The sequence below is a fragment of the Nocardioides sp. Root682 genome (assembly GCF_001427795.1).
Lineage (GTDB): Bacteria > Actinomycetota > Actinomycetes > Propionibacteriales > Nocardioidaceae > Nocardioides.
On sequence record NZ_LMHJ01000001.1, the window covers coordinates 953545 to 968818 of the forward strand.

Below are 15274 nucleotides of genomic sequence, written 5' to 3' on the forward strand. Positions count from 1 at the left end.
CCTACGAAACCGACGCAGGAGGTCCGACGTGCGCCGTCGCGGCTCCATGGTTCGCCTGCCGACCGAAGACTCGCTGACACACCGCGACCACGAACCTCACTGCCACCAGCAGCGCAAGGAGCACGAACTTGATCGCGTCCCAGCACAGCACGAGAGCGACCAGATTCAGCCATCCAGGTCCGCCGGCGTCGATGGCCAGCGAGACGCCATTCACTGTCCCGACTCGGCTCCGAGTTCGACTAGCAGGTCCCGCAACGGCGCCCACGTCTTCGAGTCGGGCCGGAGCTCGGCGTACAGCTCTCGAGCCAGTCGGGCGCGCCTGCGACTGTTGGCGGTCTCGAGCAGGTCGTCGAACCGCTCGTCGAGAAGCCAGGACGTGTTGGAACTCGCTGCCGCGGCAACGGCGTCGAGGAAGATCTCGAGCATCCGCGCACTCTCCACAACGGTCTTGCCGGGCAGCGTCACCCAATCGAGTTGGCCACTCCAGAGTTCTTCGCGCAGCGGATCGGCGTTGAGATCGAGCAGGGTGCCGAAGGTTCCCCCCCAGTCCGTGTGACTCCCGGTAGGCCTGCACTTCATGGGCAAGGCGTACGACGTTGTCGTCGTTCAGCGAAACGCCGACGACCAGCAGATGGCGAGTCATCAACAGTGATTGAAGGAGGGCTCCAGCCGGACGTGTCTGCGCATCGAACTGCACGAAGTGGCGTCGGGTGAGCACGATCTTGTCCGGGTGCTCGATGTCGCCGTGCATCTTGAGGATCCATGGCCTGTCCGGCTTGATCGTCCCCCAGGGCAGGATCGCAATCGCGTCCTCGTGCTCATCGGCCGCAGCTGCGACGGCGGTCTCGAACAGGCGGTCATAGTTGGTCGTGACAACCTCGCTGGCCCCTAGGCTGGCCAGAAGCGCGTGTCCCAGGCTGGGACGCAGTGCCTCCGACGCGATCTTGGCAACTCGCTTGCCCAGCTCGCCCGGCTCGGCCCGGAGTTCCAGCAGTTGCGCCTGGTCGAGCGCAGACAAGTCCGACTCCTTGCTGCCGAGCTTCCCACCGGAGAGGCGCCCGATAAGGTCGTCCCACGTCGGCAGACCTGCGGGCAGGCTCACGCCGGCGCCGAGGAAGAGGGCCAGTTCACCGCTCTGGGCCAGCCCTCCGATCCGCTTCGCTTGAAGTTGAAGTGGTTCTGAAAGGTCCCAACCCGCGGGCGTGCGCAACTTCGACCGGAGATATTGGGCAGCGCCGTGCACCGCACGGCTGGGCGTCACGATGGCTATGTCGATCCGGTGGCGAGCAGCCAGTTGAGCGCAGACCTCGAGCTGCCTGCGGATCACCTCGCCGCGACGCTCTCCCAGCCCACCGCCCGCGATGCCGATGACAGGGACTGCGACCAGCACTTTCGCTCGGTTGGCGCCGGGCCTGTAACCCAGGTCGGCGATCTCACCGATCGCCGAAGACAGTCGCTGGTGAATCTCTTCGAGACGGCTGCCCTTCTCTGCCCCCACGCTGACGAACCAGTAGCGGGAGTCGGCAGGACTGGGACCGTAGCCGTCGTTCGCAAGCCTCTCTGGGCGGTGCCCTTCGACCTCGCTGCCACCGAGGAGCGTGCGCCAATAGGGGCGGATCTTGAAGGCATCGGAGGTAGAGATGATGGCCACGTCGTGTACCACGGACTCGATCCGACCCAGTACTACGAACACATGGCCGGGGCTTTCTGCGGCACCCGATGAAGCGAATGGCGCTGTGACCGGAACAGGCTGGGGTGGTCCCGGGAGACGGACGCCGCTCCCCCAGCCGATCTCCCAGCCCTCCTCCGGTTCGAAGTAGTCGGCGTACGCGATCGGTAGTGCCCGATCGCGATGGACGAGTTCCAACAACGAGGCGTACCAACGCACATAATCGGCGTCAGCGCCCTGGCCGTCGTCGGGGATGACAGCAAGAATCCGGTCGGCCAGCTGTTCGGCCGTCGTCTCGCGATCCACCACCGAATCAGCAACCTCGAACTCATTGCCGGTCGTGTAGAAAAACGCTTGCTCGAAGTCGCGGAGCTGAAGGTAGCCGTCGTCCTCTGTGAAGTTCTCAACCGACGACACGGACGTTCGCCAGTACATTCCGGACCCCGACATGCCAGGCAGAATGCGCAACCTCTCGTGACCACGTCGGTGCAGAACAGCAACAGCATCCAGGATCAGGATGCCGACGTCACCGAGGTCGAAAGTCATTCGGATCTCCAGTCAAGTGGTGGCGAAATGCTTGAGCGCCTACCGGAACCCTCGGGAAGCACGCGCATGCCGCTGGTGTTATCGATGCGTCGGATCTGTCCGCCGGTCGGCGTCACGATCGTCACTGAGCCTTGACCGCGGGTCACGATGATCTTGAGTTGTTCGCGTGTTTTTGGTCCCCACACGTTGTTGGCCAAAATCCACGTGGTTCCGCCTCGGTGTACGGGTGCATCGACGAACCAGAGTTTGCGGTGCTTGTCTTCCTTGCCGTAGAGCGCTGCGAACCGGTCCCACAACTCGTCTCCGGACACGACCCCGTCGATTGGGCGGAAGTTGCCCTTGCCCAGTAGAGGAACAAGCCGCGCGGGATCATAGCCGGTTGCGACCAGGGCGCGGACCGCCTCGAGAACCGTTCTGTTCTTCCGAAACGGCCCGACGGTGCCGTCAGGACCGGAAACGAACCAACCGCCGCTCGGGGTGGCGGTGGTTGACATGGATGGCGCCACCATCCGTTCGCCACCTAGAGCAATTGGATCCGCGGGACCGGAGGATTGGGATTTCGCGATCAGGTTCTTGATCTCGCGGGCCCGAACGGTCGCCTCCTGCATCTGCTGCAGCAAGCCCTTCCATAGCCCCCAGTAGGACGCCCATTGCGCCTCGCCGACAAGTTGTGCGAAGTCGACCTTCGTCGGCTCCTTCCACTGTTCGTAGGCTTCCAGCCTCGTTGCCCGGGCTTCGATGTCTGCGATGTCCCTGGTTTTGGGTGACAACTTGGCGGGCCCGAACATCCAGGTGCGCCAGTAGCGGTTTCCTTTGGACTGGTTGCATTTGCCGCAAGCTGGGACCAAGTTGTGTATTTCGGAGATGTACCCGGTCGGGGCCTGATCGACCACGATGGGGCGCAGGTGATCCCACTCGGTCCACGTATCGCCGCAATACACGCACTCCACTCCGGCAGACATGCCGAGGATGGCCAGCGCCTTCCTCAACTCTTCGGCTGTAGGCACTATGACCGGGATGAGCGAGTTCACGAACGAGTTCGTAACGGAGGACGAACGTCCCATGATCGTGACTGCCTTCGGCATCTTGAACATCGCCGAAAGCTGCACGTCGTTGAACTCGACCGATGGGGCGCCATCATTGGTGACTGGCACGAGGGGGGCGTCGTCAGCCGAATCGGGCGAGCTCGATTCAGCGCCCAGGAAGTCGGCCGGATCCTCGAACGGCAACAGCATTTTGTGCCATGGGGGCTGTTCCTGCGGCTGGGCCACATCGCCAACCTCCATGGGACTGTCGTCGGCATGTCCAACGTAGGTGACCATCTCGGGGTCGAGTGTCTCGGCCAGGTCAGCCGGAATGACGGCCCATTGGTCCTCTGGGACGGCGTCGTAGACGTCATGGAGCGTCTGCAGCGTTTGCCACGCCACGTGATCAAGGTTCGGGTCAACGAAAACGCGGGAGAAGTTGGGGCTGACGTCAGGGTGTGGCGTGCTCCAGCCCAGATCAACCATCAGACTCACGCGATCAGCCGCAAGGTTGTTCCCTTCGAGGAACTCGTTGCTGACCATCTCGGCTGCGATGTCGTCGCCCTCGTAGGCGAACTGAGCGTAAACCTCTGTTCCATCCGGGAGGGTCACTTCCAGCACCATCGTGTCCGTGAAGGCTTCGAGGAGCGCGCGGACGGCGTCAAAAACGACCGTCCACTCCTCCCCAAGGAATGTAGGCAACACGGGAACGGCACCGTCGCGGAATACCTTGCCGAGGAATTCTTCGATCTGGTCTTCGACATCACCGGGGTACTCGTCGTCCACCGACTCCTTGTCGTTAGGTCCGCGTTCAGACTCGTTCGGCACGTCATTCACTGGGTCCTCCTCGGGGTCGACTGTCCCACTCGCGGCGCCGGGTTACCGGTCAGGCTAGACATCATTGAGCCGACGACAACCCTTCGATGTCAGCGACCGTCCTGGCGAGTGCGTTGCCCAGCGCAGCGGGCACCTTGTCGCTCAGCACCGTGGCGAGCGCGCCGTAGTACCGACCTCTCCACCGCGACCTCCTGGGCCTCGGACTCAACATCCAGGAACTTGGCGTCCTGACCTGACCGATCGTCACCAATCGCCGCGACGCCTGGCCCCTGCGAGATCCAACGTCGAAGCGGCCAGCTACAAGGCGACGAGCGAATCCCATTCCCCATCACCAAGATTCGCGCGGGCCCAGTCGACGACTTCCGCCTCCTGTGTGAACAGCACCACCTGATGCGTCCGGCTCAGGGCGTGCAGCATCTGCAGGATCGCGATCGTCCGGTCCGCGTCCGACTGCACGGTGACGTCGTCGAGCACGAAGGGCGCTGACTCCCCGTCGCCCGAGAGGACCTGGGACAGGGCGATCCGCAGGATCAGGAAGATCTGCTCCATCGTGCCCTGCGACAGCAGCCGGGCCTCGCGGGCTGCACCTGTTGCCTCGGTGACCTTGATCGTCAGGTCGGAAGGGTCGACCACGACATCGAGGTAGCGCCCGTCGGTGATCTTCGGGAGCCAAGGACGGATCTTCGCCTCCAGCGCCGGTGCAATGTTGGCGTGAGCCCGATCCTTGGCGAGCTGGAGCTGTTCGGTGGCCGCATTGATGCAGTCACGAAGCGTCTGCACCTCGGCGAGCGCCCGGTCGGCGCTTGCTTCGGTTTCTACCGCTTCCGCCACGGACTTCAGCCCTTGCGAAAGGTGGTCGCGCTGACCTCCCAACGCGGCCTCGCGGGCGGTGATCTCACCGTGTCGCGCGGTGACCTGGTCACGGAATGCGTCCAGGTCTGCAGGTGGGTCGACGGGCTCGGGCCCCAGCGTCGCAGCGCGCTCTGACAATGCCTGACGCTGAACCTCCAGATCACCGCCCTCGAGCAACTGATCAAGTCGGGCAACGAGTTCGGCGCGCGCTCCCTGCGAGGTTCGCCCAGCCTGCTGTCCTGACAGCCAGTGACGCACCTCCTCAACAGCCATGGGGACTGTCACGGTCTCGTTGTCCCCGCTACCGACGTGACGACGTACGAAGTCGATCACTGCGGCACCCTGCGATGCCCGGTCGGCGACCGACCGGGCATGGGCATCCTCGACGAGCCTGCGTTGCTCGAGCGCTGACGTCAGATCGGCGCGGCGACCCGCCTGTGCAGCAACCTCGGCATTCAGACGACAGCTTTCGACGTAGCTGTCGACTGCGGCCAACAGTGCCGGACCATCGATAGGCCCGTCAGTCACGGCACCCACGTCGCGCAGCACCCTGGCAAGTTCGAGACCTGCCGTTTCCTGCTTGCGGGCGAAGTCCTGTGTCAGACGTGAGTGAGCCTGCTGGCGTTCGCTCGCCGCTCCTGCGTCGTCCTGAGCGCGCGCATGGGCACGCAACACGACCGGATCATCCGCGATGCCTTGGTCGCTCAGCAACGAACGGATCGACGCCACCTTGGCCAGGTGCGTCTCGGTGGCCGATTCATCACTGCGAAGGGCGACCTGCAGGTCCTGGATGCGGGGGTCGACCGGCGGTGCCACGGGGGCAACCACCTGTTCCATCTGCGGTACGTCAGGTGATCGCGGCGGTGCCAAGGGTGCCTGGTTTGCGGGGACGGTCTGGCCCGAACCGGACAGCCGGATCACCGTTCCCACGATCAGCACGGCAAGGCCAACCACGGCGATGGTGCCAAGCGCAGGCATCACCGCAGCGGCGAGGACACCGCCCAGGACAACCAGCGCAATGCCGACTCCGAGGACCAGGCCGGCACGGCGCCGCTTGGCCGCTCCCTCGTTCTGCGCCGAGGCCGCCGCGGCCGTGCGGTCGGCGTTCGCCTTGTCGAACAGTTGCGACTGGCGCGCGAACTCTTCGGTCGCCTGCATGTGCTCGAGGCGACGCTGTTCATTGCGGCCGATCGCCGCCCCGTACGCAGCCTGGCCCGCCTGGTAAGCCTTTCCGGCCTCATCCGCCTGCGCGATCAGAACGGCAACTTCGTCTCGGCGGGCCGGATCGACGGCCGGGGGCTTGGCTTCGAGCAACGTCGCCATCGAGCGAAGGTCTTCGGCCGAGAAGTCGGTCGTCGCGGCGCCGGCCGTCGCTTCCGGGGCCGTCGCGGCATGCGTCTGCAGCGCCGTCGACGCGTCTTGATAAGCCTGACGGGCAGCCAGAATTTCGGGCCGCGGTTCGACATCACCCTCTGGCGTCAAAGGAAGTGCAGCGAGGTCGGCCTCGAGCGCCGCCGCGGTGGGGCCATCGGCCAACGGCGCTGGCTCCGCACCGGCATCGTAGGCACCGAGGATCATGGTCGCTTCCTGGATCCGGTCCTCGTCGACGACTGCGGCATCCGCACCGAGCGCAGCGATCTGCTCTGACAGCTCCGTCGCCTTGTTCAGGCGTTCACTGTCCGATCTCCACTCGACCCAGCGGTCGTAGAGATCAGCCCGGTCAACTTCGACTTTCGCCTGCGCCATCAGACCGGAGATAGCACGTTGGTTGTCGATGGTCCCGATGAGCTCGGTGAGTGCGTCGCGGCGTTCACTGCTCACCTGTCGCGTGCGCAACTGCTCGGCGGTCCGCGCTCGCAACGGCTTGTTGCCGATGTGTTCGACGCCGACCAGTTCGGATCGCAGGGACGCCAGCCAGCCGAGCGCTCCCTCGGCAGTCGAGTCCGCAACGTCCGTGGTCGCGGCCCGCTCGATGAACTCCTGAAGTTCCTTGGCGTCGCTGAGGACCCGCAACATGTCTGCCTGGCCGCTGAAGATGGTGGCCCGGACCGAATCCCGGTTCAGGCCGAGCAGTCGGCTGCCGTCCAGGGTGCCGTCGTTGACCAGGTCAACTCCCAAGCGGCTCTCCAAGGCAGACACCGCAATCGGTTGTCCGGACTCGGAGTCAACGATTCGGGACTCGCCCTTGCGCAGGTCGTGCTCGATCGCCAGGACCAGTCCGTCGTCGAGGGCGATGGTCACGCCGGCGCTCCACTGCGATCCCGACCACGGCTTGTGCCGCTTGGCGAACTCGGCCTGAACGGCCGTGCCCCGTCCCTTGACCCGGCGCCGACCCGCCAACCCGGCGTACGTCGCTGCGAACCACGACGACTTGCCGGCCTCGTTCGGGCCATGCACGACATTCATGCCAGGTGTCAGGGTCAGCACCTTGTTACGGAACGGGCCGAACGCGGTGGCGCGCACTTCGCGAAGCTTCACGGTCAGGCCCCCGCTGCTGAAGAGTCGAGGGCGCGCAAGCCGAGCGCCGCCGTCTGGTGTCGTTCCCGCTCATCGCCACGAGTCAGCGACATTGCACGCAGGAACTCCGCCCGTGTGCTCCGATCGGATGCTTCTGGAGTCTCGACCGAGTAGCGGAGACCGGACAGGTCAAGAACGACTGCCGCCGACAGCTCCGGGCCACCGAACCCCGGCAGCAGGAGCGACGGCGCCAACAAACCAGTCAGGGATACCACTACCGGGCCGGCTTCCCGACCGGCCCGTGCGAGAGCGTCGGCAAGCTGGGCCGCCTCGCGCATCCCGCTCACGTCGAGGTCCACTCGCCGACCGGGTTGTGGCGGAAGTTCGACGCGCTCGCCCTCGGTGTCGACCGAGTCGAGATCAATCACCAGTCCCCAGCCGCCGTCGGTGCCCGGCACGCGAACCAAGTCAGGGACGGTCAGCACTCCTTCACTCGCCGGACCGGACGTCAGCACCCGGCCATGACTCTGCAGCACCGCAGCCTGTTCCTCAGTCAGACCTGCCCGAAGGAGGATTCCTGGCGCCTCGTCGGAATCGGATGCCACCCGCGGCGTCGAACCAACCGGTGAGGTCCAGGCGCTGGCCCGGGCACCGGACAGACCAGCCACAGATTCAAACGTTGCCGAGCCGATCACGGTTGTGTTGGGCGCCCAGTCGGTGAGGGCGTAGAGGTCCATTCCGTCGGTCCAGTCCGAGGGCCCCGGTACGACGACCACCTGACCGCCGAAGGAACCGAGCACCTGGACGGCGAAGTCGACCGTGGCAGGAAGCGCCGTCGAGCGGTCCAGCAATCCGCCGAGGATGACGAGTGAATCGACACCGCGACGTCCGCCCGCGGCGACGGCATGAGCCAGCACCTGGCGCGACCAGTCACGCAACGTTCCGCCACTTTCGGGGCCCAGATCGGTCCAGGCCCTGTCCAGATTGACACCGGCGATAATCATGGTCCGAGTCATTCGCTCCCCTTGTCTCCCACCGGTTTATATCCTTCAGGCCCGACGGATGCATGAGGAACGGACAAGATCACGTGAGCCAACCTGCTGACTGGCTGATTCCGGGCATCTTGGTCAACGGCCTCGACGACGGCCCCGTCGAGATCGTCGAGGTCAGCCACGTCGGCGCTGGAGCGTTCATCAAGGTCCGCGACGACCTCGGTCGGTCCCGCACCCAGATGCTCGACGCCGACCAACTGGCGGCGCTCACCCCAGTGACGGCCGGCGCACCGACCCTGGACGCCGACATCGACGAGTTCCGCCTTGCCATCGAAGCGATACGACTGACCCACGCCCATTCGCTAAACCCGTTGCTCGCAGTGTCGTCCTCCAACGTCGAACCCCTGCCGCACCAGGTGCAAGCGGTCTACGACCACCTGTTGAAGTCCCACCCGCAGCGATTCCTGCTGGCCGATGACCCCGGTGCCGGCAAGACCGTCATGGCGGGCCTGTTCCTCAAGGAAGCCATGTCGCGCGGGTGGGTAAAGCGCTGCTTGATCGTGGTCCCGGGAAGCCTCGCCGAGCAGTGGCAGGACGAATTATCGGAGAAGTTCGGACTGCGTTTCGAGGTCTTCGAAAGCTCCCTCGTGCCTGATCACGGTGTCGAGGATCCGCTCCGGGCGTACCCCTTCCTGATCATCCGACTGGACCAGTTCTCCCGGAACCAGAAACTGATGGACCTGATCGACGCGTCGACGTACGACCTCGCGATCGTCGACGAAGCGCACAAACTGACGGCCCGGACCTGGGGCAGCAAGGTGGTCAAGTCCAAGCGATTCGAGTTCGGGGAGTTGCTCCGCAACCGATGCCCAAGTCTGCTGCTGATGACTGCGACGCCCCACAACGGCAAGGAAGCCGACTTCCAGGAGTTCATGTCGCTGCTGCGCAACGCGGGCACCGAAGCTTTCGTCGCCGACGCCACCGAGGCCGGGCTGATGCGCCGCCTCGTCAAGGAGCAGCTCGTCCACCTCGACGGACGCCCCCTGTTTCCGGAGCGACGCGCCAAGACGGTGGCCTATCGACTCTCGCCTCTCGAGGTGGACCTCTACGAGGACGTCAGCGAATACGTGCGCGAGGAGATGAACAAGGTCTCCGCCGACGATGCCAAACGCACCGTCGGCTTCGCCCTGCTCGTCCTCCAACGTCGTTTGGCCTCGTCACCCGAGGCGATCCTGCGGTCGTTGAGCCGACGTCACGACCGTCTCCAAAGCGAAGCAAACCGGGTCCGGGCCGCAGACAGCCAACTGTCGACGATGCTCGCGGCAAGCCTCGGACTGCAACGAGCCGATGTCGACGACCTCTCCCCCGCCGACGCGGAGTCCTACGAGGACGAGGGCGCAGCGGTCGCCACGGCAGCCCGCACGATCGAGGAACTTGAGGTCGAGATCGCCATCCTCGAGCGCCTGGTCACCAAAGCCACGGCCGTACGTGCGGCCCAGGTCGACGCGAAATGGGAAGCATTGGCCGGGCTCCTCCTCAGTGACCAGATGTACGACGAGGACGGCGCGCGCCGCAAGATCATCATCTTCACCGAACACCGCGACACCCTGGACTACCTCGAGGGCAGGCTCTTCGACCTCCTTCCGCGCGGCACCGAGATCCAGGTCATCCACGGAGCGGTCAGCCGCGCCGATCGGAGGATCGCGCAGATCAGGTTCACCAGCGAGGCCAGCAGTTCGATCCTGCTGGCCACCGATGCAGCCGGCGAAGGCGTCAACCTGCAGGTCGCTCATCTGATGGTCAACTACGACATCCCGTGGAACCCGAACCGGCTGGAGCAGCGTTTCGGCCGGATCCACCGGATCGGTCAACGCCACATCTGTCACCTCTGGAGCCTGGTCGCCGTCGACACCCGCGAGGGCGACGTACTGCAGACCCTGTTCGAGAAGCTCGAAGTGCAACGACAGGCACTGGGCGACCAGGTATTCGACGTGCTCGGCCAGGTCCTCACCGACTCCAGTCTGAGCACGCTTCTCGAACGCGCCCTGGACGGCGCCAACCAGGCCGAGATCGCCCAAGCACTCGACCGCGTTTCCGACGATCTGGCCTCAGCAGTCAAGGAACGAGCGGCCGCGGTGAGCACCCTCACCGAGGAGGAACTCGCGGTGCTGCGCCAAGAAATGGAACTCGCCCGCGCTGCGAGCTTCCAACCCGACGTCGTCAAGGACTTCACCCTGACCGCGCTCGCCCGGTTCCGTGGAGACATCGCTCAAGCCGGCAGCACCTGGCAGGTGCGCCACGTCCCGCAGAACGTGCGCGGTACAGCGGACTCCGGAGTACTGCCGCGCTACGACCGTCTCATCTTCGGCCGCGGCGACGACGCGGCCAGCTTCGTCACCCCAGAAATGATGTCGCCGGGTCACCCTCTACTCGCGGCTCTGGTGGCTGCTGTCGACACCAGTTTCGGCGATCGGCTCCGACAGGGCGTGCTGCTCGAGGACGACCGGACCGACCAGAACTACACGCTGCTGACGGTCCTCGCCCCCGCCACATCAAACCGACCGGGCGAGCTGATCACCAGGAAGATCAACGACACCGGAGAGATCGAGGACGCCAATCCAGCCCTCTTCACCGACCTCTCGCCGGCAACTCGCGCATCACGCGACGACGACATCGCTGCCGTCAGCCAGTCGATCGAGGAGGTCACCCTCGGCGAGGGACTTGTCGCCGTGGCTCGGGTGCTGGGGACGGCAGACGCAGATGTTGCCCAGTCATGGCGCAACGCCCGCGCATCCCTGCGGACCAAGATGACAGGACGGACCGTAGTGCCGGCGATCGATGGGCAGGGCTGGGATTTCATGGTCGCCGACGATCAGGTGCATTTCCATGCCGCTGTGCCGACGGGTGTCACGTTGCCGCGGCGCCGATCCGAATCACAGGCAGCGAACAACGTTCCCGACGCCTACGTCGTGCACGTCGTCGAGTAGGCACGCCAGACCAGGCTGAAGATCAGCCCAATCGATGGCAACCCGCGCCGATTGCTATGCCACTCCTTTTCGGACAGCATTGGAGAGTGGTCCGAGAGAAGCCCGCCGAAGAGCCGTCTTCACCCAAGACCGGCGACCTCGCCCTCGGGCGACGCATCGCCGACCGCCGCGATGAGCTCGGACTGAGCCGCAAGGACCTGGCCAGTGCGACCGGGTTGTCCTACCCGTACATCGCGCAGATCGAGACCGGCTATCGCTCCCCTTCAATGAAGCACCAGTTCTCGATCGCCCGGGCTCTTGGTCTGTCCTTGGACGACCTGTTCAGCAGCCCCGACGACCAGACGTTTCCCGGATCCGCCGTTCCCGCGCCCCCCGCCGCGCCGCCTCCGCGCCTGCCTTCCAGGGCCCCCTCCCGTTCCCTGCGCACGACGCCCCGCCGGACCACGATCGACGAGGTCATCGAGCACGCCGTGACCGAGATCGAGTCACTTCCCGTGTCGGTGCGCCTCGAGGCGCTCTCCCGGATCCAGTTGCGGATCATGCAAGGTGTCACAGAGGAGCAGGCCCGCCGGCAGAGCTGACCCGCTCAACTCCGCCGCCGCAGCAAGCCAACCCGACTGAACTCAGAGCCCGGACAGGCGCCCGGCGACCGAAGCGAAGAGTTCCGCCTCGGTCTCGAAGTCCTCCACTTGGTCTGGCAGCCCCAAGCCCGGCAGCCATGCCTTGAGGTCGACCAACTGACAGGTCCCTCGGAAGTCGGACAGCAAGATCAGCCATCGTGGGCCGTCAGTGGTGGTTCGATTGGCATCCTCCATCAGGAGGTGTAGCCGGGCATAGGTCTCGTTGACACGCATCATGTCCGCGAGCCGATCGCCGTACGCACCACCCCACGGATGCTGCACGAATGCGGCGACCTCTCCCGCCGAGGTCACCAGGTTCAGCGCGTAGCTGTTCGCCCCGTGGCCGGCGTTGCTTAGCGCGAACATGTGGCCCTTGCGAGCGAGATGCTCGACGACCCGTTCGACCGTGAAAAGGTACTGCTCCATCGGATCGATGTACCTGCTGCCCCAATGCCACTCACCAAAGGTGTCGATGCTGCGCTCGCCGATTGCTCCGAGGGGCGGAACGACCAGACCTCCGGCCGACACCTTCCGGCGGAGGTTTCCAAAATCGCCGCCGAACCGTTGACATGCCTGCTTCAAAGCGGCCAGGGCCTGTGGGGAGGCCGAGTCGAAGTCACCAAAGCGGTCGACATCACCTTCGATAGTGAGCAAGACTTGGTGCCGCTCACCGTCGCCGGTGATCCGGACCTTGCCTCGAGCGCCGACGAGCGAATGGCGTTGCGCGAACACCTTGGCTGCGGCCTCGTGCTCGGTGGTGGCCAGCACATAGGAAACGCGAAGTTCGCGGTGACCGATGCGCCGGGCAACAGCAGGCACGCCGGCGACGACAAACTGCGCGGAGTCGTCGTCCCTCACCCTGATGCTTGTGGCGTTCACCTGTGCCATGTAATCGGCAATGGGGTTGCTGTTCGTGGATTCCACGGCCGTCTCCGACTGTGCGCTCGCCACACCATGTAACGGAACCATCCCAGCGGGCGCGCTACCGGCCGGAGGCTCGGCCCAGGTGATCAGCCATCCATCCGCGTCTGGGTCGACGCCGTAGCCGTCACGCAAGGTGCGAGCGATGTGTTCGGCGACATCCGCCGTGTTCTCCCTGCTATACGTCCGGTGCCAGTTCGGATCATCAGCACCGGCCGGTGCCTGCCAGCCCAAGTGGCCAAGGCGCTGCATGTCGGTTTCGTTCAGGCGTGATGCGCCCTCAAGGTAGGTGTTGCTGACCGCCTCAGCAAACAGGTCGCCGCCTTCGTTGGAGATCTGGACATAGACCTCGTCGTCGCGAACCTGACGTTGCACTTCGACGCTCATCGTTGACGTGAACTGGTCGAGGACCTCCCGGATCTCAACGAGAGTCTGATCCCACTCGACTCCGAGCGGGCCCAGAATCGCCCCCACGACTCCGTCGGGCAATTGCTGCGCAGGTGGCGTCGCCCGATCGACAGTCGCGCGGCGCTCATCCCACTCGAGGTTGGCGACGGGTGCCGCCGTCAACATCTGGTCCGGAATCGTGTACATCTCATCGGCCGAGGTAATGCCCAGCCTCGCCAAGCGTGCGTGCTCTAACGGCGAAAGGACATCCCACAGGCGATACGCCGCAGATGCGGTGGCCGTCAACAGTAGGAGCGCGGTCTCGTGAACTGCGGCGGGATCCACCACAGACAAAGGGCGTGCGTAATGCAGCGTGACCACCTGCGGTCCGGGTGACAACGAGTAGGTCGCTTGGGGTTGGTCGAATGGTGCTGACGCGACCGCTTCGTCGACCCGCGAGGTATCGGTCACCCCCGCAATCTGCGACTCGCACCGGAACTCGCCGACCCCGGCATCGAGGACGATGCGGCCGGCCCACGGACCAAACCCGATCCGGGCCTCGGTCCAATGCGAACCACCCAACGGCTCGACACGCAATATTCCCCGGGTGGCAACGACCGAGCTACGCGCCGCGGACACCGACGTGTTCTGCGCTGCAGCGTCCGTTTCCTGGAGTCCATCAGACTGCGGAGCCGGCGACCTTGGCGGACGGTTGAGCTGTTCGTTAGGCACGGAAAGCCCGCCCAGGGCTGCGCCGATCAGTCGAAGTACGTCATCGACGCCGGCCTCATGGAGCCGGCCGGTGTCGATGACGACGTCCCGGGAGTCGTTGCCCACGATGTCCTCGATTGCAACGACGTACGGCTTTCCGCGTTGCCTGCTCGCCAGTCGGTTGGGCAGCATCACCCGAAACCCGTCATCGCGATCGCAGGATGCGACCACGGCGGTCGTTCGCGCACTCTGAAGGAACACGGTGCCGCCGATGCTGCAGGCGGCGACGATGCCTGGCCAGGACCGAGCCGACCTATTGAACAGCAGCAACGCGATTGCGTCCATCGAGTCCGGCGAGAACTCCACGAACCCGGTCGGCGGCGGCGTCAACCATCGCGGCTCACCCGGGTCGCCGCCCAGGGCGAACTCGAACCCGGGGAGCGGGTACTGGCCGGCGCCTATGCGCACCGATTGATCAACTGTGTCCCCCTTCAGGACGACAGAGAAATACGGAATCGCGCCATCCCCATCGACGATCTTCAGAAACTCCCGCACTGCGTCACGGGTGGTGTCACCGCGAAGGACACAGGACGCGCCCCCGATGGTCACGCGAACGTAGCCACGCGCGTCTGTGCCGATCGTCGGTTCCTCCGAGCTCTCGATCCACCACGACAACAGCCCGACGAAATCCGCCGCATCGTCACAATGGTGTCCGAACGGGATCGAATCCTTCACCGCCACGTCGGGACCGTCGTCCTTCGCTCCAAATAGGCGGGGCCAACCGTCGTACGCCGTCACGGGAGTCACGAGGAGGTCGAGCGGATTCCCCCGAAGCGCCCCATGGAGGCCCACCAACTCTGCACGTCGCCGCTGGGGGAGATTCCGACGCATTTCAGAAGCCAAAGCTGCCGTGTACATCGCGCAGGCCATTACTAGGCCGACAGCCTCGTCCTCGGTCGCCTCGGCGTACGGCATCCGGTAGCGCAAGATGGGTGCCACTCCCGGCTCCAGCCTGATCGTCACCTCCGGCGACGGATACGGAACGCGATTCATAGCCGACTCGATCGGCGGACCGGGGAAGTCGAGGAGCGCCACCTCGGCCCACACCTCGCTGCTGGTTTCCACCAGAACCAATCGGGCTGGAAACGGGCCCAGCCCGAACGACGCCGTCGTCCAGTCGGCGCCGCCGTCGGGCACTAGATTGATCGCCGGCAGGCGTCCCAACTGTTCCAGCATCGCCCGGACGCGCATCGTTGTCATCATCATGGCC

Annotated in this window: 7 protein-coding genes; 2 read left to right on the plus strand and 5 right to left on the minus strand. The window is 65.0% G+C overall.

The window, feature by feature from the left end; all coding sequences use genetic code 11:
* Position 1 precedes the first annotated feature (1 nt).
* The 4 genes from ASD84_RS24655 to ASD84_RS04485 all read right to left on the minus strand — a co-directional run bounded on the left by ASD84_RS24655 (position 2) and on the right by ASD84_RS04485 (position 8402).
* Positions 2-2215, minus strand: a complete 2214-nt coding sequence (locus ASD84_RS24655; RefSeq protein WP_082573150.1) for an SIR2 family NAD-dependent protein deacylase — start codon at positions 2213-2215, stop codon at positions 2-4.
* Complete coding sequence (locus ASD84_RS25415; RefSeq protein ID WP_200954422.1) at positions 2212-4077, minus strand: HNH endonuclease; 1866 nt, start codon at positions 4075-4077, stop codon at positions 2212-2214. The genes ASD84_RS24655 and ASD84_RS25415 overlap by 4 nt, the downstream gene beginning before the upstream one ends.
* Before the next feature lie 297 nt (positions 4078-4374).
* On the minus strand, positions 4375-7407 hold the full coding sequence (locus tag ASD84_RS04480) for an AAA family ATPase (RefSeq protein WP_056707039.1): 3033 nt from the start codon (positions 7405-7407) through the stop codon (positions 4375-4377).
* 2 nt (positions 7408-7409) lie between these two features.
* Positions 7410-8402 (minus strand): hypothetical protein, encoded by a 993-nt coding sequence (locus ASD84_RS04485; RefSeq protein ID WP_056914026.1) that lies wholly within the window; start codon positions 8400-8402, stop codon positions 7410-7412.
* Between the two features lie 71 nt (positions 8403-8473).
* Here ASD84_RS04485 and ASD84_RS04490 point away from each other — a divergent pair, with 71 nt between their 5' ends.
* Together ASD84_RS04490 and ASD84_RS04495 are read left to right on the plus strand one after the other, a co-directional pair.
* The gene (locus ASD84_RS04490) at positions 8474-11365 is read left to right on the plus strand and encodes a helicase-related protein (protein ID WP_162251488.1); all 2892 of its coding nucleotides are present in this window, start codon (positions 8474-8476) and stop codon (positions 11363-11365) included.
* 86 nt (positions 11366-11451) lie between these two features.
* Positions 11452-11946: a helix-turn-helix domain-containing protein gene (locus tag ASD84_RS04495; RefSeq protein ID WP_200954424.1), complete on the plus strand. Its 495-nt coding sequence runs from the start codon at positions 11452-11454 to the stop codon at positions 11944-11946.
* Positions 11947-11988: 42 nt separating this feature from the next.
* Here the strand turns inward: ASD84_RS04495 and ASD84_RS04500 are convergent, their stop codons facing one another.
* Positions 11989-15270, minus strand: a complete 3282-nt coding sequence (locus ASD84_RS04500; RefSeq protein WP_056707045.1) for a TY-Chap domain-containing protein — start codon at positions 15268-15270, stop codon at positions 11989-11991.
* Between the last annotated feature and the right edge of the window lie 4 nt (positions 15271-15274).

Bases quoted from the DNA above. Each gene is read 5' to 3' on its own strand.
- ASD84_RS04485 (WP_056914026.1), bottom strand. From the start codon at position 8,402: ATGACTCGGACCATGATTATCGCCGGTGTCAATCTGGACAGGGCCTGG.
- ASD84_RS04500 (WP_056707045.1), bottom strand. From the start codon at position 15,270: ATGATGATGACAACGATGCGCGTCCGGGCGATGCTGGAACAGTTGGGA.
- ASD84_RS24655 (WP_082573150.1), bottom strand. From the start codon at position 2,215: ATGACTTTCGACCTCGGTGACGTCGGCATCCTGATCCTGGATGCTGTT.